The following is a 17,793-nucleotide window of genomic DNA, read 5'->3' on the forward strand; positions in this document are numbered from 1 at the left end:
CGTCACGGTCAGCCCGACCCTGTCGTTCCGTATGTGTTCGCCGTATAGGAGCCCCCGTCCGTCGGGGTCTCCTGCGCACACGTGACCGAGAAGTCGATCCAGTTGGAGCGCACCTCGACCGGACTCCGGATTTCCACCCGGATCTGGTCGTGGTGTGTCCCGTTCGGCTCGTAGGTCAGCTCGATGTGGTTGACCTGCTGCTGCCTGCCGCCCCCCGCCCCGAAGTCCAGCGTCTTCCAGCCGGAGTCGGAGCTCTCCCCGCTCCTGGTCGCCCAGCGGTACTCGACAGCCGCCGGAATGCGCCCGACCGTGATCGTCGCCCTGAAGGCCGGTGCCTCCGCCTCGGGCGGCGGACAACTGCCCGAGTAACTTCCGTGCACGGTCCGGGCGTAGACGTTCACGCTCTGCGGCGGTGTGTGCGCGCCGCCGTTGCCGCCAGTGGCCGCGTTGGACCCATTGCCTGCGTTGGCCGACCCGCCGTCCGTACCTGCGCCCGTGCCGCCGTCCGTGGTGCCGCCGTCCGGTCCGCTGCTGCTCGGGTGTGTGCTGCCTGGACTGGCGGTGCCGGCATTCCCGCCCGCGGGTGCCGTGCTGCCGCTGTTGTCCGATCCGGCAGGGTCCTTGCCCTTGTTGACCAGAGCCCAGGCGAGGCCGCCGACCGCGAGAAGCAGTACCGCCACACCGGCGACCAGCGCCGTGGCCGCCTGCCGCGAGCGGTCGTGCGGCACTCCCGTCGTCGCCGTTGTCGCGGGCGTCGGCGGCGGACCGAACGACGCAGGCCCCGGGGCCGGTGCGGCCGGCGAGGCCGCCACCGTAGGGCTGTACGGACCGGGGGAGGGGGGAGGTGCGGTACGCGCGCCGCCACCCGCGCCCACCACCCGCAGCTGATGCTCGGCCTCCGCCGCCGAGAGCCGGTCCGCCGGATCCTTGCGCAGCAGCCCCGCGATGACCGGCTCCAGCGCACCGGCCCTGCGGGGCGGCGGCAGCTCCTCGTCGACGACGGCGCGCAGCGTGCTGAGCGGAGTGTTCTGCCGGAACGGGGAGTTGCCCTCGACCGCGGCGTACAGCAGTACCCCGAGCGACCACAGATCCGACTCGGGCCCCGGAGTGCGCCCCAGCGCGCGCTCGGGCGCGAGGAATTCGGGAGAGCCGATCAGCTCGCCCGTCATCGTGAGATTGGAGGTCCCCTCGACCATGGCGATCCCGAAGTCCGAGAGCACCACCCGGCCGTCATTGGCGATGAGTACGTTTCCCGGCTTCACATCGCGGTGCAGCACACCCGCCTCGTGCGCGGCGCGCAGGGCCGCGAGAATCTCGGCGCCGATGTGGGCCGCGCGCTGCGGGGCGATCGGTCCCTCCGCGTCGAGCACAGCGGAGAGCGCGAGTCCGCGCACCAGCTCCATCACGATCCAGGGCCGGCCGTCCTCGGTCGCCACGTCGTAGACGGTCACCACATTGCGGTGCGAGATCCGGCCCGCCGCCCACGCCTCCCGCTCCAGGCGTGCGTAGAGCCGCTGCTCGTCGGCACCGCCGAGTCCGGCGGGAGCGCGGACCTCCTTGACGGCGACCTCGCGTATCAGCACTTCGTCGCGGGCCCGCCACACGACGCCCATCCCGCCCTCGCCCAGCGGGCTCAGCAGTCGGTAGCGCCCCGCGACCAGCCGCTCATCGCCCGGCACTTCGCTCACAGCGAGCCCCCATCCGTAGCAGAGCAACTACCCCAAGTTAGCTCACGCAAGGGCTGTTGCCGCCCCCTTGAGCGCCAATCCGCATCCGAGGGCGAGTACCACGCACGCCGTGCCGAGCGGCAGTACGCGCTGCACGGCGGAGAACATCCTTCCCTTGCGGAGGCTCCTTTCGCGGAGAAGGCGGGAGGCGCGGTCGCCGAGCCGGACGGCTGCGAAGCCGGCGGCGGTGAGGGTGAGGGCGAGGCCGGCACCGTACGCGAGGACGAGCAGCAGACCGAACCAGGCGCGGCCCAGGGCGGCGGCGCCGACGAGCACGACGACGGCGGAGGGACTGGGGACGAGTCCGCCGGCGAAGCCGAGCAGGAGGGTGGAGCGGAGATTCAGCGCGCGGTGGTCGTGGCCGTGCCCGTGCGTGTGCCCATGGCCGTGTTCGTGTCCGTGCTCGGCTGAGTGCGCATGCCCGTCGCCGTGCTCGTGCGCGCGGTCGTGCCCGTGACTGTGCCCGTGACCATGTCCGTGGCTGTGTCCGTGCGCATGATCGCGGTTCCGCCAGGCTCTGCGCACCAGTACCGCTCCCGCCACGGCCACCAGCACTCCGCTCGCGACGCCCAGCCACGCCACCACCGACGGCGCAGCCGCCGAGCCCGCGGCGATCAGCGCGCCGAGCGCGAAAACTCCGAGCGTGTGCGTGACCGTCACCGACGCACCCAGCGACAGGACGTCGCGCAGCGAGTTCCGTCCGTCGGCCGCCGCGGCGGCCGCCATCACGGTCTTGCCGTGGCCCGGCGCGAGCGCGTGCAGCGCACCGAGCAGCAACGCGGTCGCCAGGGCCAGCGCAGCGAATCCCACGGTCAGTTCGCGCCGGGACACCAGCCCGGTCAGCGCCTGTGTCCAGCGATCCGCGCCGCGCGGCAGTACGGAGGCCGGGACCACCGCCTCCCCGGGGCGGTCCGCCGCCGGGGCGCCGCCCGGAGTGACCGAGAGCTCGGCCGCCCTCTGGTCCGGCGCCGAGGAGAGCTGGCCGTTCGGGTACACCGTCAGCCGCCGTGACGTCGTTGCCTTCGGTACGTCGGAGGAGGCGAGCGTCATCCGGTCCCCGCGGGCCGTGATCTCCCGCCAGCCCGGACCCTTGTCGCCGCCCGGCGCTCGGAAGGCGATCGTCTGCCGCCCTTCCGGCAGTGCGGCCGTCAGTCTGCACTCGACGCGGAGCGTCGGCAGCCCGGCCTGTCCGGGGCGTACTTCGGCGCGGCTCGCGCCGGATGTGAGCGCAGTCGTCTGTCGCTCGACGGTGACCTGGCTGTCCTGCGCCGCGTCCCGGCATCGGCCCTGGGCCCACGCCGACAGTTCATCGGTGGACATCTTCCGGTCGCCGTCCCGGTCGATCTTGGAACGCGCCTGGGCGGCGGGTATCTCCGCGAGGTCCTCGACATGATCGACGCTCAGCAGCTTCGGGGCGACGAGAAGCCCGTCGTACCGGTTGACCGTGAAGTTGCCCAGAGGGTGCGCGGCGGCAGTCCCCGCGGGCAGCAGCGCGAGCGCCGCCCCGGCGACGAGGACCGCCGCGCCGGCGACGGTGGTACGCCTCCTCATGACGCCTCCAGTGCCTTCAGTGCGGCACGAGCCGCACGCGAACCGGTCGGTGAGAATCCCGGGTTGACCTTCAGGGCGGCTGCGAGGGAGGTCCGGGCCGCCGCGGTCTTGCCCGCGGCGCGTTCGATCACGCCGCGGTGGTACAGGAACACCGCGTTGCGGCAGCCGGGCGGTGCGGACTTCCCGACGTACGAAAGGGCCTCGGTGGAGCGGCCGTTCACCTGCAGTGCCCAGGCCAGGGCGTCCGCGGTGTGCACGGTCTGTCGCTGCTTCCACTCGGCGCGTGCGGCGCGCAGCGCCTCGGGCCGGTCGCCGTGGTCCGCGAGAGCCAGGGCGGTGTCCAGATCGGTGTCCACGCCGTTGGCGCGGGCCAACTCCGTCCAGGTGCCGATCAGTTCGTACTGAGCACGGGCCTCGGCCGTACGTCCGCGGGCCTCGTACACCTCACCGAGCGCCACCAGCTGACCCGGCAGCGGCAGCCGTTCCACCACGTCTTCGAGCCCGCGCTCGGCGCTCGCTGTGTCGCCCTGAGCGGCCTGGATGCGGGCTCGGCCCTCAAGGGCGGGCAGATACGCGGGATCGGCGGCCAGTGCGGTAGCGAACCGGCGCAGCGCCGGAGCGTATGCGCCCTGGGTCCACTCCAGTTGGCCGAGAGCGGTGGCCACATATGCGGTGTCGCCGGGGGAGACGGCCGAGTCCAGTGCGCGGCCGAGCACCCGGCGCGCGCCGGCGATGTCGCCGCGCAGCTCCAGCACGTACGCATAGCGCGTGAAGAGGGGGATGCCGGGGCGGCGGCCGTCGGCCTCTTCGGCTGCCGCCAATGCCTTTGGGTAGTTGCCCAGTTCGACGAGGGCGTCGATCCGGGAGGCGAGAGCCCGCTCGCTGAAGGGATTGACCTTCAGCGCCGCTTCCGCGTCCCGCAGCGCGCCGTGGAAGTCGTGCCGCGCCGCCGCGAGCGCGGCGCGCCCGGCAAGCGCCGCGTCGTTGTCCTGCGGCTGGAGAGCGAGGGAGCGGTCGAGTGCCTTGCCGGCATGCGGATACCGGGTCGGGTCGCCGCCGGTCCTGGCCTGCTCCACATAGGCGGTACCCAGGGTCGCCCACCCCCGGGCGTCCTTGGGCTGGGCCCGCAGATGCGCCTGGAGGCCGGTGACCCCGTGAGCGAGGTCACCGGTGGCGATCCGGTCGAACGGCGCGTCTGCCGCGGGCGCGGCGGTGGGGGCGGTCGGGGGCGCCTCGTCCGCCTGCCCGAAGGCGAGAGCGCCCGCGGTGAGCACAAGCGCGAGCGCCCCGGCGGGCAGGAGAACCCCCCGGACGCGCCCGGCCCCGGGCGCCCCGGGGCCGGCCCCGGTCCCGGCGGAGGCGCCGGTTTCGCGGCTCCCGCCGGAGCCGTCGGCGAGCGCTGACTCGGTATGCCCGCTCGACGTCTTTGGGCCGGGCCCGGCCGGGCCGCCCGCTTCGCGGCTTCCGCCGGAGCGGTGCGCGAGTCTCGCAAGGGCGCGGGCGAGTATCGACGGCCGACTCCCCGGCGTCGGCGCCGGGTCGTCGTCATGCCCGCCCGGCACCACGGGGTCGAGCCCGCCCGGCACCACAGGGTCGAGCCCGGCCGGCGTCGCCGCGTGGAGCCCGCCCGGCGTGCCCGCCTCGCCGTGCCGGGTGGCCCGGCCGGCGAGCCGGGGAGCTATGCGCCCCGACGGAGCAGGATTGCCGGGGAGCGGCGGTGCCGCTCCTGCTCGCGCCCTTCGCAGGGACATCTGTCTGCCCTTTCCGTTCGTAGATGCGTCGAGGCGGCCTGGTGGGTGCCGGCCGGCTCAGCTGTACTGGTTGCGTCGCCGCATCCGCCACCAGCTGAGGCCCAGGGCGATCAGCAGCACTCCCGCACCCGCGGCCACGGCCGTGGCGATCAGCGTCGTACTGGTGTCGTCACTGCTGGAGGCAGCCCCTCCGGTGAGCAGGTTGCCCGCGGCGTCCTTGGTCCCGGCGCCCTTGGCCAGCGGGCCACGGGAGCCGGACGTCGGCAGTGCCAGGTACGGGAAGGAGTGGCCGAACTTCTGGTCGTTCTCGTTGACCGCGTCGCCCAAGTCGTTCTTCTGGCCGAGCAGTTCGCCCTCGACGGCCTGGAGCGCGATGTCCAGAACGTCGTCCGTCAGCCGCCGCCCGTTGGGGAATCCGGCGTTGTCGCCGTCCAGTACGCCAAGCCTCTTGGGCTCGGCCGTGGGCGGGATGGAGGTGTTGAGCCGCAGCGCCTCCGCCGGGCGGACGTGCGGCGGCTTGTTGAGCTTGTCGACGCCGGTCAGGAACACCGAGACCAGGTCGTTGCGCGGTTCGGCCGGGGCCTTGATCTTGTAGATGCCCTCGATCAGCTTCGGCAGCTCGGGCTGGGTGACGAACTTGAGGAAGTCACCGTCGTTCCACGGGTGGGACGCGTTGAACTTGTCCTTGTCCTTCACGGGGATGACGACCTCGTTGACCAGCGGCATACCGAGGCGGGACACCTGGGTCCAGTGACCGCTCGCACTCTTGCGCTGGGTGGTCGACCAGATGCCGACGATCGGCTGCTTCTCCGACTGCTGGATGTACGCGGTCGGCACCTGCAGCGCGATGGAGTTGACGCTGTAGCCCTTGAGCGTGTCGTTGCCGACCTCGGAGAGGTTGGCGCCGTAGAGCAGGTCGAAGACGCGCAGGTCGGCGAAGAAGGGATCGTCCGCCTGACCCGCGAACGCCGTGGATCCGCCGGGGATTTGGCGCACGGCGTGGTCGCGCAGTTTCTGGTAGTCCGGCATGGAGGCCTTGCCCACGTTCGACGGTGCCACCGGCAGATCGTCGGCGATCTTCGTGGTGTGCATCACATGCTGGTTCTTCAGCCTCAGCAGTTCGATGTCGTACGTCTGCGTGATGTTGAGGTCCGGGTCGTCGAGCGACGTGACGGGCCCGGTGTTGTAGAGGAACGTATTGCCGTTCTTGACGTGGTCCTTGAAGGTCCACCGGTAGATCAGGTCGCCCTGGGCGTCGCCGTCACTGTCGATGTGGATGTCGTACTGGGCGTCGTCGGCGAACTTGAAGAAGTTCGGGCCGCCGGCCGGTTCCTGGAACGGCAGCACGTTGGCGACGAGCGTGGTGGTGTCCGGCTTGTCGGGGCTGACGAACGCGTACACGTCGGTGTTGTCGTACTGGGGCTGTCCGGAGATCAGCGGGGCCTCGCGGTGGCTGGAGGCCCGGGCCGTACCGGGCTCGGCGCCGGTCAAACCGGAGGCCACCAGGGCTCCGGAGGCCAGCGCCACGCAGGTGAGTGCGGCGAGCCTGTTGAACCCCCGCCGCCCGCTGCTGCTGATTGCGGTCATCGAACCGTCCTTCGCGAGTGCTGGTCGTGCTTCGATGCCAGCCATTCGGTGCGGAGGGCCGTTCGGATTGGTCGACGGGGCAACAATTTTTTTGCTGACGAACTGTCCAACTCGCCCTGGAATCAGACGCATTCGGTGACTATTCGTCAACCTTCGTACAGGTGTGGTGAATTCCGTGGCCGGAATACACGAGTGTCACGATGGAGCGATAGGGTTAACCTGCCCGGGCCGGGTGCCCTCGTACGGGTGGGGAGTGACATGGAACAGATAACGGTGCGCAGCAGGCCGCGAGTGCCTGCGATCACGTGTGGGAGCAGTGCAACCAGCACGCGTCTCGACCGCCATCTCGCTGTGCTCGGCGGCCCTGCCGTCCCGCAGCACGAGGCAGCCGAGGCGACGTCGCTGATGCTCGAGCTCACCTCGCGTGATGTCGCGCACACCCGCAAGAGCAAGAGCGCGCGGGTGTCGCTCTTCGCACCGCTCCGGCGGCTGCGTCGCTCGCTCTTCGGCAGCCGCGGCTGACCCGACCGCCAGGACGTCAGCTCGTACGCGAACGCGCTCAGGCGATCACACCGTCCCGGCGCAGTGCCGCTGTAGCCTCATCCGTCATCCCCAGGGCCTTCAGCAGCGCGTCGGTGTGCTCGCCGAGCGCGGGAACCGCGCCCATCCGTGCCTCGGCTCCACCCGGCAGGGTGATCGGCGGCAGCAGAGCCCGCAGCGGTCCCACCGGTGAGTCCACTTCCCGCCACCGGTCCCGCGCCGCGAGCTGTGGATGTCCGGCCACATCCGCCACGCTGTTGAGCCGGGCACATGCGATGCCCGCCGCCTCCAGCCGGCCGATCGCCTCCTGAGTGCCCAGCCCCGCCAGCGCCTCGGCCACCACCGCATCCGTCCTCGCGCGGTTCGCCGTACGGGCGGTGTTGGTCGCGAAGACCGGATCCTCGCCCAACTCGGGCCGTCCGAGGACCTGTTCGGCCAGCCGCCGCCACTCCCGGTCGTTCTGCACCGACAGCAGCACCTGTCCGCCGTCGGCCGTCGCATAGGCGTCGTACGGCGAAATGACGGCGTGCGCGACCCCGGTGCGCGCCGGGGCCTCACCTCCGTGCATCCCGTAGTTCAGCGGATGCCCCATCCACTCGGCCAGTGACTCCAGCATGGAGATCTCTACCGGACCGCCGCGGCCCGTGGTGGCCCGTCGCAGCAGTGCCGCGAGCACACCGGAGAACGCGTACATCGCCGCCGCGATATCGGCCGCGGGAATGCCCGCCTTGACCGGCTGATGCGCGGTCCCGGTCACCGACACCAGGCCCGCCTCGCACTGCACGAGCATGTCGTACGCCCGCTTGTGCGCGTAGGGCCCCTCCGCGCCGTAGCCGGAGATGTCCACGGCGATCAGCCGCGGATGCGCCGCGCACAGCGTGGCGGCGTCCAGCCCGAGCCGCGCGGCCGCGCCCTGGGCGAGGTTCTGCACAAACACATCGGCGTCCGCGACGAGTTGCCGCACGATGTCGATGCCGCGCGGGTCCTTGAGATCGACGGCGAGGGATTCCTTGCCGCGGTTGCACCAGACGAAGTGCGAGGCGAGCCCGCGGGCGGCGGTGTCGTAGCCGCGCGCGAAGTCACCGCCGTCCGGACGCTCGATCTTGATGACGCGGGCGCCGAGATCCGCGAGCTGGCGGGTGGCGAAGGGCGCCGAGACGGCCTGTTCGACGGCGACGACCGTGATCCCGTCGAGCGGAAGGGGCTGATGGTTCATGACAGCCGTACCTATCGTGTACGGGCCACGTTTGTCACCCCCGGACCCTTCACCGGTCGTTCTGCGCGAAACGGCGTACGGCGAGCGGCAGGAACAGCGCCAGCAGCGCCAGCGACCAGCAGAGCGCCCCGGCGACCGGATGGGCCACCGGCCATGCCGCGTCCGCCGGCGGCTGAGCGTTGCCGAACAGATCCCGTACCGCCGCCGTGACCGCGGAGATCGGGTTCCACTCGGCGACCGTACGCAGCCAGGCCGGCAGATTGTCCGTCGGGAGGTACGCGTTCGACAGCAGCGGCAGCATGAATGTCGCGCTGCCCAGCTGGCCGGCCGCCTCCTCGCTCCGCGAGGCCAGGCCGAGGAGGATCCCGATCCAGGTGGTCGCGAAGCGGAACAGCAGCAACAGACCGAAGGCCCCCGTCGCTTCGAGCGGGCTCCCCTCGATCCGCCAGCCCATCGCGAGGCCGACGAGCAGCAGCGGAACCATCCCGACGGCGGTGGCCAGCAGATCGGCGACGGCCTGCCCGAGGGGGATCGCGGTCCTGTTCATCGGCAGGGTGCGGAAGCGGTCCATGACTCCGCGGTGGGAGTCCTGGGCGGCGGTGAACATCCCCGTCATGATGCCGTTCGCGGCGGTCGCCACCAGCAGTCCGGGCACCAGGAACGCCCGGTACTCCGTGCCCGGCATCGCCATCGCGCTGCCGAAGACATAGCCGAAGAACAGCAGGAACACGATCGGCATCGTCTGCGTCATCACCATGATGGCGGGCGCGTGCCGGATCCGCTGGAGATGGCGGCCGAGTACGGCGGTGCTGTCGTAGACGATCGCGCTCATGCGACGAGCTCCTTGCGGTCGGTGAGGCGGAGAAAGACCTCATCCAGCGTGGGCGGGCGCAGACTGGCGTCGATGACCAGGACACCGGCCGCGTCCAGCTCGCGGACGATGCGCGGCAGGGTCAGGGTCGGGTCGGTCGTGATCGCCCCCACGGTGTGCTTCTCCGCGTCGAGGGCCGGCTCCGAGCCGGTCAGCTGGTCGAGCACGGCCGCGGCGGCGGGCAGCCCCGAGACATGTCCGACAACAACCTCCGCGTAACTGCCGATCCTGGCCTTGAGCTCGGCGGGCGTGCCGTGGTGGGCGGCCCGGCCCTCGTCGATCAGCACGATGTCGTCGGCCAGCCGGTCGGCCTCCTCGAGGTACTGCGTGGTGAGCAGCACGGTGGTGCCCTCGTTCGCCAACTCCCTTACGGCGTCCCAGATTCCGCGCCTGCTGTGCGGGTCGAGACCGGTGGTCGGCTCGTCCAGGAACAGCACCTGCGGCCGGACGATCAGGCTTGCCGCGAGATCCAGCCGGCGCCGCATACCACCCGAATATGTGCGGGCGGGACGGTCCGCGGCATCCGCCAGCTCGAACTGCTCCAGCAATTCGTCCGCACGAGACCTGGGCGCGCGCAGCAGCCGCGCGAACAGCCGCAGATTCTCCGCGCCGGTGAGATCGCCGTCGACCGAGGTGTTCTGCCCGGTGACGCCGATCCGGCGACGCACGGCCGCCGGATCGCGCCGCAGATCGTGCCCGGCGACCCGCGCGGTGCCCGAATCAGGCGTGAGCAGGGTCGTCAGCACCCGTACGGCAGTGGTCTTTCCCGCGCCATTGGGCCCCAGTACCCCGCAGACCGTGCCCTCCGGCACAGCGAGATCCAGCCCGCGCAGCGCGTGGACCTCACCGAACCGCTTCTCCAGACCTTCACTAAGTACAGCGTACGTAGTCGTCATGGTGCGACCATACCCCACTACGTACGTTGTACGTAACTAGGATGGTGGGCGAGGTGATGATCCATGGCAGGCCGAGCGGCCGAACCGGGAGTGATCTGGGCGCGTCCCGAGCGCACGGGCCGCGGCCCGAAACCGGCGTACAGCCGCGCCGACATCGCGACGGCGGCCGTGCGCATCGCCGATGCGGACGGCATCGACGCGGTCTCCATGCGGAAGGTGGCGGGCGAGCTGGGCTGCGGCACCATGTCGCTCTACAACTATGTGCCGCGCAAGGAAGACCTGTACGAGTTGATGGTCGACGCGGTCAGCGGTGAGTACGAACTGCCCGACGGGCCCAGCGGCGACTGGCGCGCGGACATGCTGGACCTCGCCCGCCAGACCCGGGCGATCATGCAGCGCCACCCATGGCTGCCCCGGCTCATGTCGACGGTCTACGGCTTCAGTCCCAACGCCCTGCGCTATCTCGAGTCCTGCCTCCGCTGCCTGGACGGTCTGGATGCGCCGTACGGCACCAAGATGGAGCTGATCGCGACGGTCAACGGCTCGGTCATGACGTCGGTGGCCAACGAACTGGCCATCGCCGAGCGCAGTCGCGGGCTCCCGTGGTCCGAGGAGCAGGAGCAGGCGGTGCGCGGTGCGTATCTGTCCCGCGAGGTCGCGAGCGGCGCATATCCGCGGCTGGCGGCCGTACTCGGCGAGGGCGTCGGCCCGATCGACCCGGACGAGGTCTTCGACCGCGTGCTGACCCGCGTCCTGGACTCATTCGACCCTCACAGCAGGGCGAACTGACCCTCCGGCCCTTCTTCGTGATGGTCGAGCACGGAGGCGGGCCGCCGAGTCGCGGCGGACGGCGGCAGCACACTCCCGAGCTCCTCACGGGTGATCTCCGCCCCCACCTTCAACTCCCTTTGCTGTTCCCGCAGTTCGCCCAGCAGTGCCAGCACGGTGATCAGCTCCAGCAGCTCGGAGGTCCACTCCTGCGGCCACGAGGCGGGCCGTATCGCGTCCAGCGTGCCGGCCTCGGCCGCGCCGGTCCGGCGCTCGAACCAGAGCTCCAGCACGCGTACGCCGGAGACGTCGAAATCCCAGGCTTCACGTGGCACGGGCGAGATACGCCCGTCGCCGAGACTGAGCACCTCCTCCTCCGCGTCGTAGCCGATCGCACCGGGCCGGGCGGGCACCGCGGCACGGACATACGGCCTACGTCCCCCGGGCAGCCGCGGCCGCGCTCCACCACGGGCCCCGCGCAGCTGGATCTCCATGATCCGCCGCCCCAGCTCCACGCCGGTCAGCCACACCTGGGGGTCGGCCGGCAGGGGCACCACACATCCGGCGGGCGACGATTCGGCGACGGCGAGCACCCAGGCGATCACCTCGTCGGCGTCGACCTCGCGCCCGTACGCGGACTTCAGCGCGGGCAGCAGCCCCGGCGCGAGATTGGGCTCGAGCCCACCGGGCCGCCGGTAGAGCGGCCGGATCCGCCCGGGCCTCCCGGCAGGCGAGCGCCCGTCCGGCAGCAAGGCGGACACCACCACCGCGGCCCCCGGCGCACCCGTCACGTACCCCTGCTCGACGACGAACACCTGCTGCTGGTCGGCGACGCGCCACAACTCGGGGCGAGCCACGTCGATCAGCCGGTGGTCGGGTATGAGCCAACGCTCGTCGAAGGCCCCGTGCAACACCCGAACCGGCGCGGGACACCGCCCTTCCTCCCGGACCAACCTGCCCGTGCCGGTGGACTGGCCGGGCAACTGACTGACGGCACTCCGCGGCGTACGCGCCCGAGTGCACCCGAACAACGCGTCACGCTCGTCGGTCTCGGCCCCCACAAGAACATCCCACCGCGCCCTGAGGGAGGCAGCATCGGGGGCCATCACCCACTCGCGCCCCAGCCGCAACGGAGGCGCGCTCCAGGGCATCAGCTCATCGAGCATCGGCATGCGGACATCCTCCCCCTCACCATGGGCCCGTACCGCGGGGAATGGTAGTCGTGCCCACAGAGACGCGCAGGGGTCGTGTTCTGGACGTAAAGCGTCGCAACTCGCGCGAAGCGCGGTGAGGAAAGCAGTCCAGGACACGAGCCCCGGAGCGGCCCGCATCCGTGCCCGCCCGGAGTCCCGCGGCCCGCACCCGTGCCCGGCGGACGGTGCCCGCCCGGAGTCCCGCGGCCCGCACCCGCGCCCGGCGGACGGTGCCCGCCCGGAGTCCCGCGGTCCGCACCCGCGCCCGGCGGACGGTGCCCGCCCGGAGTCCCGCGGTCCGCACCCGCGCCCGGCGGGCCGGGCTGCCCCCAGGGACCAAAGACCCGCACCCCGAGACCCCGCGCCCCGGGCGCCCGCACCGACCGACCCCCGTGAGGATCAATCCGCGTCCACCGTCACCGAGAACGAGAACCTGTCCCCCCGGTACCGGATCCGCGCCACATCCACCACCCGCCCGCCCTCGTCGTACGTCACCCCCGTGTAATGCAGGATCGGGCTCAGCAACGGCACCCTCAGCAGCTCCGCCGTCGGCGGATCTGCCAGCCGTGCCTCCACCGTGTCCGTGATCCTGCTGATCCGCACGCCCCGTACATCCCGCAGCACCTTCGTCATCGGCCAGCGCTCCAGGTCGGCGGGGTCGAGCCCCGCCGCCACATCCGAGCGGACCGCGTTCTCCGCCCAGTTCGTCGGCTCACCGCTCTCCCCGTCGCAGCGCAGCCGCCTGTACATCACGACCTCCGCCGCCTGTGGGAAGTACTCCGCGAGCTCGCCCGGCACCGGCTCCGGCCCGTGCCCCAGGATCGTCGTCCGCTCGCCCGACTGCTGGGCCACGATCGCGTCGATCGAGCCCAGCAGCCGCCTCGGCGCACCCCGCCACGCCCCCGGTTCGATGAATGTGCCACGCCGCCGGTGCCTGCTGATCAGGCCCTCCTCCTCCAGTTCCTTGAGGGCCTGGCGCATGGTCAGCACGCTGACGCCGTAGTGCGCGGCGAGCTGCTCCTCGGTGGGCAGCCGCAGCGATGCCTCGGGCGCTCGGCCGAGTATCGAGGCACGCAGCGACTGCGAGACCTGGTACCACAGCGGCAGCTTGCGGTTCAGGACCAGCGAGTCAGGGGCGAAGGAGGAGGTCACGGGGACTCCGTATCAGGACCGGCTGTCATTTCTGGGGGAGTATCCCTCAGATCCCCAATGGCGCTGCAGACCCTGCCACACGTCGTCGTACCCCGCCTGCAGATGCCCCGCGCTCATCGCCTGCCCGGTCGCCGTCACCGGCCACCGTGTCTCGAACATGAACGCAAGCCCGTCGTCGATCTTCTGCGGCTTCAGCTCGGCAGCACTGGCCCGGTCGAAGGTCTCACGATCCGGCCCGTGGGCGGACATCATGTTGTGCAGCGACCCGCCTCCCGGAACAAAGCCCTCCGCCTTGGCGTCGTACGCCCCCTCGATGAGCCCCATGTACTCGCTCATCACATTGCGGTGGAAGTACGGCGGCCGGAAGGTGTCCTCGCCGACCAGCCAGCGCGGCGCGAAGACCACGAAGTCGACACCCGCGAGCCCAGGCGTGTCCGAAGGCGACGTCAGCACGGTGAAGATCGACGGATCCGGGTGGTCGTAGCTGATGGTGCCGAGCACATTGAAGCGCCGCAGATCGTAGACGTACGGAACGTGGTTGCCGTGCCAGGCGACGACATCGAGCGGCGAGTGGTCGTACGTCGCGGCCCAGAGGTTCCCGCAGAACTTGTTGACGACCTCCACCGGCCGCTCCTCGTCCTCGTACGCCGCCACCGGCGCGAGGAAGTCCCGGGCGTTGGCGAGTCCGTTCGCACCGATCGGCCCCAGATCCGGCAGCTGGAACGGCTGCCCGTAGTTCTCGCAGACATATCCGCGCGCGCTCTCGTCCAGGAGCTCCACCCGGAAGCGGACCCCGCGCGGAATCAGCGCGACCTCGCCGGGCCGGGCGGCGAGCAGCCCGAGCTCCGTACGGAGCAGCAGTCCACCCCGCTCGGGCACGATCAGCAGCTCTCCGTCCGCGTCGCTGAACACCCGGTCCGTCATGGAGGAGTTGGCGTGGTAGAGGTGCACGGCCATGCCGGTGCGCTGGGTCGCGTCGCCGTTGCCGCCGAGCGTCCACAGACCGGCCAGCCAGTCCGTTCCCGGCGCGGGTTCCGGCAGCGGATTCCAGCGCAGCCGGTTCGGGTCGGGCACGGACTCGGTGAAGGGTGCGCTGCGCAGCCCGCCGTTGTCGATGCGTACGAACGGCGGATGCGCCGCGGAGGGGCGGATCCGGTACAGCCATGAGCGGCGGTTGTGGGCGCGCGGCTCGGTGAACGCCGAGCCGCTCAGCTGCTCCGCGTACAGCCCGAGGGGCGCGCGCTGCGGCGAATTGCGTCCGTGCGGCAGTGCGCCCGGCACAGCCTCGGAAGTGTGTTCATTGCCGAAGCCGGGGGAGTGGCCAAGACTCTCGGCCGTCTTCCGCGCCTGCTCGATGCCGCTCATCGTCCGCTCCCCGGTGCTGAAGGATTCCTATGCATCACCGTAGGATTGCAGGACCGCCCCCGTCAACGGGAACAGGGCGGCATGATGGACCGCGTGTCCCACGCCGGCCCCGCCCCGCATCTCCGCCGTACGCCCGTGCAGCAGCGCAGCGCCGATCGGCTCGCCCGGATACTGGACGCCTGCGCCGAACTCCTCGACGAGACCGGCTACGAGGACCTCTCCACCCGCGCGGTGGCTGCCAGAGCCGGTGTCCCCATCGGCTCCGTCTACCGCTTCTTCGGCAATAAACGCGCCCTCGCCGATGCCCTCGCGCACCGCAATCTGGACAGCTATGCCGAGCGCATCGGCGGCCGTCTCACCTCGCTCCCGGCGGCCGACTGGCGCGGTGTCCTCGACGTCGTACTCGACGAGTACCTGGAGATGAAGCGGACCGTCCCCGGGTTCGCGCTGATCGACTTCGGCTCCCAGATCCCGGTCGGCACGCCCGCGGCCGGGGCGAACCACCAGGTCGCCGACCGTCTCGCCGAGCTGCTCGCCGGCCATCTGGGCCGCGGTGCCGACGACGAGCTGCGCCGGACGGTCCTGGTCTCCGTCGAGGCGGCGGACGCGCTTCTGCAACTCGCCTTCCGGGTGGACCCGGCGGGGGACGAGGAGATCGTGGGGGAGACGCGGGAGCTGTTGCGCGCGTATCTGGCGAGGCTGCTGGACTGACGGCTGCTGTTCAGGGCTCCGCCCCGGACCCGCTCCTCAATCGCCGGAGGGGCTGGAGAATCCAGCCCGTCCGGCAACTGAGGACACGCCCGGAGGGGCGTACAGGGCTCGACCCCTCCCGCTCGTGCATACCGGTCGGTATGCTCGGTCCTGAACCGCGCGCCACCGCCGTCGCCCCGGGGAGGGCCCATGTCCCGCACCAATGCCGCCCAGCCCGCACCGACGGACGGCACCCGTGCCGCACCGCCCGAGGCGGCCCGTACCGCATTGCGCATCTGTCCCCTTTGCGAAGCCACCTGCGGGCTGACCCTCACCATCGACGGCACCCGTGTCACTGGTGCCCGCGGAGACCGCGACGACGTTTTCAGTCATGGCTTCATCTGCCCCAAGGGTGCGTCCTTCGGGGAGCTCGACGGCGATCCCGACCGGTTGCGCACTCCTCTCGTGCGCAAGGACGGCGAGCTGAGGGAGGCGAGTTGGGAGGAGGCGTTCGACGAGGTCGCGGCCCGGATCAGGCCGCTGATCGAGGAGTACGGGCCGAACGCCGTGGGCGTCGTCCTCGGCAACCCGAACGTCCACACCATGGCCGGCGCCCTCTATCCCCCCGTACTGCTCTCCTTGCTGCGCACCCGCAATCTCTTCACCGCCAGCACCCTGGACCAGATGCCCAAGCATGTCTCCAGCGGACTGCTCTTCGGCAACGCCATCGCCATCCCCGTCCCGGACCTGGACCGCACCGACCATCTGCTGCTCCTCGGCGCCAACCCCTTCGACTCCAACGGCAGCCTCTGCACCGCGGCCGACTTCCCCGGCAAGCTCAAGGCACTCCGCAAGCGCGGCGGCACACTCACCGTCGTCGACCCGCGCCGCACCCGCACCGCTCAGCTCGCCGACCGGCACGTCCCGATCCGGCCCGGCGCTGACGCCCTGCTGCTCGCCGCCCTCGCCCAAGTCCTCTTCGAGGAGAAACTCACCGACCTCGGGACGCTGGAGGCGCAGGTCGAGGGCCTCGATGAACTCCGGGAAGCCATAGCGGAGTTCACACCGGAAGCGGTCGCCGCAGCTTGCGACATGGACGCGGAGGAGATCCGTACGATCGCCCGCGAGCTCGCCGCCGCACCCACCGCCGCCGTATACGGCCGCGTCGGCAGCAGCACCGTCGAGTTCGGCACCCTCGCCAACTGGCTCGTCGACGTACTCAATGTGCTGACCGGCAACCTCGACCGTCCCGGCGGCGCGCTCTTCCCGCTCGCCGCCACCGACCGCGCACCCCGCCCCGCCGCCCCCGGCAAGGGCTTCGCGCTCGGCCGCTGGGCCAGCAGGGTCAGCGGCCACCCCGAGGCCAAGGGCGAACTGCCGATGGCAGCGCTCTCCGAGGAGATCGACACCCCGGGCGAGGGACGGATCCGCGCGGTCATCTCCATCGCCGCCAACCCGGTGCTCTCCGCCCCCGACGGCGACCGCCTCGACCGCGCGCTGGCCGAACTCGACTTCATGGTCAGCGTCGACCCGTATCTCAATGAGACGTCCCGGCACGCGGATGTGGTGCTGCCCCCGCCACCGCCCTCCCAGAGCGCGCACTTCGACTTCTCCTTCAACAACTTCGCCGTACGCAACCAGGCGCGCTACAGCCCGGCGGTCGTCCCTCTGGAGAAGGGCAGGCTCGGCGAGTGCGAGATCCAGGCCCGGCTGGTGCTCGCCGTGGCCGGCATGCACGGCGCCGACCCGTCGGCCGTCGACGACATGGTCATCGAGAGCTCGCTCGCCAAGGCCGTCGCCGACCCGCACTCCCCGCTCCACGGCGGAGACCCCGAGAACCTGGCCCGTCTGCTCATCGGCAGCACCGGACCCGAGCGACGCCTCGACCTGATGCTGCGCATGGGGCCGTACGACCTCATCCTTGAGGATCTCCTCCAGAACCCGCACGGCGTCGACCTCGGCCCGCTGCAGCCCCGTCTCCCGCAGATCCTCAAGACCCGCAGCGGACGCGTCGAGCTGCTGCCGGAACCCATCGCAGGCGATCTGCCGAGGCTGCGGCGCGCCCTGGACGAGCGGCCCGGCACACCACTCGTCCTCGTCGGCCGCCGCCATCTGCGCTCCAACAACAGCTGGATGCACAACGTCGCCACGCTCAACGGCGGCTCCAACCGGTGCACCCTCCAGATCCATCCCACCGACGCGGCCCGGCTGGGTCTCGAGGACGGCGCCCCGGTCCGTATCGGTGCGGACGGAGGAGAGCTCGAGGCTCCGGTGGAGATCACCGACACGGTACGGACCGGAGTCGTGAGCCTGCCGCACGGCTGGGGACACGACCGGCCCGGCACCCGGATGTCGGTGGCTGCCGCGCGTCCCGGAGTCAATGTCAATCAGCTGCTCGACGGCTCGCGGCTCGACCCGCTGTCGGGCACCGCTGTGCTCAACGGCTTCCCGGTCGAACTGTCACCTCTGCGATGACCTGGGGTTTT

Annotated in this window: 14 protein-coding genes; 4 read left to right on the forward strand and 10 right to left on the reverse strand. The window is 71.2% G+C overall.

What is annotated here, in order from left to right; all coding sequences use genetic code 11:
* Positions 1-8: 8 nt before the first annotated feature.
* Genes AB0D12_RS30435 through AB0D12_RS30450 form a run of 4 tightly spaced genes read right to left on the reverse strand, consistent with a single transcriptional unit; the run spans position 9 to position 6,616 of the window.
* The gene (locus tag AB0D12_RS30435; protein WP_362689704.1) at positions 9-1,688 is read right to left on the reverse strand and encodes a serine/threonine-protein kinase; all 1,680 of its coding nucleotides are present in this window, start codon (positions 1,686-1,688) and stop codon (positions 9-11) included.
* Between the two features lie 42 nt (positions 1,689-1,730).
* On the reverse strand, positions 1,731-3,278 hold the full coding sequence (locus AB0D12_RS30440) for a nickel transporter (protein ID WP_362689707.1): 1,548 nt from the start codon (positions 3,276-3,278) through the stop codon (positions 1,731-1,733).
* Positions 3,275-5,029: a tetratricopeptide repeat protein gene (locus AB0D12_RS30445; RefSeq protein WP_362689710.1), complete on the reverse strand. Its 1,755-nt coding sequence runs from the start codon at positions 5,027-5,029 to the stop codon at positions 3,275-3,277. The genes AB0D12_RS30440 and AB0D12_RS30445 overlap by 4 nt, the downstream gene beginning before the upstream one ends.
* A 57-nt stretch (positions 5,030-5,086) precedes the next feature.
* Positions 5,087-6,616 (reverse strand): DUF4331 domain-containing protein, encoded by a 1,530-nt coding sequence (locus AB0D12_RS30450; protein ID WP_362689713.1) that lies wholly within the window; start codon positions 6,614-6,616, stop codon positions 5,087-5,089.
* A 258-nt stretch (positions 6,617-6,874) separates the two neighbouring features.
* Between AB0D12_RS30450 and AB0D12_RS30455 the strand changes: the two genes are divergently transcribed.
* Positions 6,875-7,138, forward strand: coding sequence for a hypothetical protein (locus AB0D12_RS30455; RefSeq protein WP_327322529.1), 264 nt, complete (start codon positions 6,875-6,877; stop codon positions 7,136-7,138).
* A gap of 37 nt (positions 7,139-7,175) precedes the next feature.
* On the opposite strand, the gene AB0D12_RS30460 is transcribed toward AB0D12_RS30455, so the two are convergent.
* From AB0D12_RS30460 to AB0D12_RS30470, 3 genes are read right to left on the reverse strand one after another with little or no spacing between them, the layout of a single operon-like run.
* Complete coding sequence (locus AB0D12_RS30460; protein ID WP_362689716.1) at positions 7,176-8,372, reverse strand: CaiB/BaiF CoA-transferase family protein; 1,197 nt, start codon at positions 8,370-8,372, stop codon at positions 7,176-7,178.
* Between the two features lie 49 nt (positions 8,373-8,421).
* Entirely contained in the window at positions 8,422-9,204 is a 783-nt protein-coding gene (locus tag AB0D12_RS30465; RefSeq protein WP_362689719.1) for an ABC transporter permease, read from the reverse strand.
* Positions 9,201-10,139, reverse strand: a complete 939-nt coding sequence (locus tag AB0D12_RS30470; protein WP_362689722.1) for an ATP-binding cassette domain-containing protein — start codon at positions 10,137-10,139, stop codon at positions 9,201-9,203. The genes AB0D12_RS30465 and AB0D12_RS30470 overlap by 4 nt, the downstream gene beginning before the upstream one ends.
* 63 nt (positions 10,140-10,202) lie before the next feature.
* Here AB0D12_RS30470 and AB0D12_RS30475 point away from each other — a divergent pair, with 63 nt between their 5' ends.
* Complete coding sequence (locus AB0D12_RS30475; RefSeq protein ID WP_362689725.1) at positions 10,203-10,928, forward strand: TetR/AcrR family transcriptional regulator; 726 nt, start codon at positions 10,203-10,205, stop codon at positions 10,926-10,928.
* On the opposite strand, the gene AB0D12_RS30480 is transcribed toward AB0D12_RS30475, so the two are convergent.
* From AB0D12_RS30480 to hmgA, 3 genes are all read right to left on the reverse strand, one after another.
* Positions 10,910-12,079, reverse strand: a complete 1,170-nt coding sequence (locus tag AB0D12_RS30480; RefSeq protein ID WP_362689728.1) for a type ISP restriction/modification enzyme — start codon at positions 12,077-12,079, stop codon at positions 10,910-10,912. The genes AB0D12_RS30475 and AB0D12_RS30480 overlap by 19 nt on opposite strands.
* Before the next feature lie 420 nt (positions 12,080-12,499).
* Positions 12,500-13,252 (reverse strand): GntR family transcriptional regulator, encoded by a 753-nt coding sequence (locus tag AB0D12_RS30485; protein WP_327322523.1) that lies wholly within the window; start codon positions 13,250-13,252, stop codon positions 12,500-12,502.
* A gap of 12 nt (positions 13,253-13,264) precedes the next feature.
* Positions 13,265-14,617 (reverse strand): homogentisate 1,2-dioxygenase, encoded by a 1,353-nt coding sequence (gene hmgA, locus AB0D12_RS30490; RefSeq protein ID WP_362689732.1) that lies wholly within the window; start codon positions 14,615-14,617, stop codon positions 13,265-13,267.
* 84 nt (positions 14,618-14,701) lie between these two features.
* On the opposite strand from hmgA, the gene AB0D12_RS30495 reads away from it, so the two are divergent.
* Both AB0D12_RS30495 and AB0D12_RS30500 read left to right on the forward strand, forming a co-directional pair.
* Positions 14,702-15,328, forward strand: coding sequence for a TetR/AcrR family transcriptional regulator (locus AB0D12_RS30495; RefSeq protein ID WP_362689838.1), 627 nt, complete (start codon positions 14,702-14,704; stop codon positions 15,326-15,328).
* Between the two features lie 189 nt (positions 15,329-15,517).
* Complete coding sequence (locus AB0D12_RS30500) at positions 15,518-17,782, forward strand: molybdopterin oxidoreductase family protein (RefSeq protein WP_362689735.1); 2,265 nt, start codon at positions 15,518-15,520, stop codon at positions 17,780-17,782.
* The last annotated feature ends 11 nt before the right edge of the window (positions 17,783-17,793 follow it).

Source organism: Streptomyces sp. NPDC048479 (assembly GCF_040651435.1).
GTDB lineage: Bacteria > Actinomycetota > Actinomycetes > Streptomycetales > Streptomycetaceae > Streptomyces.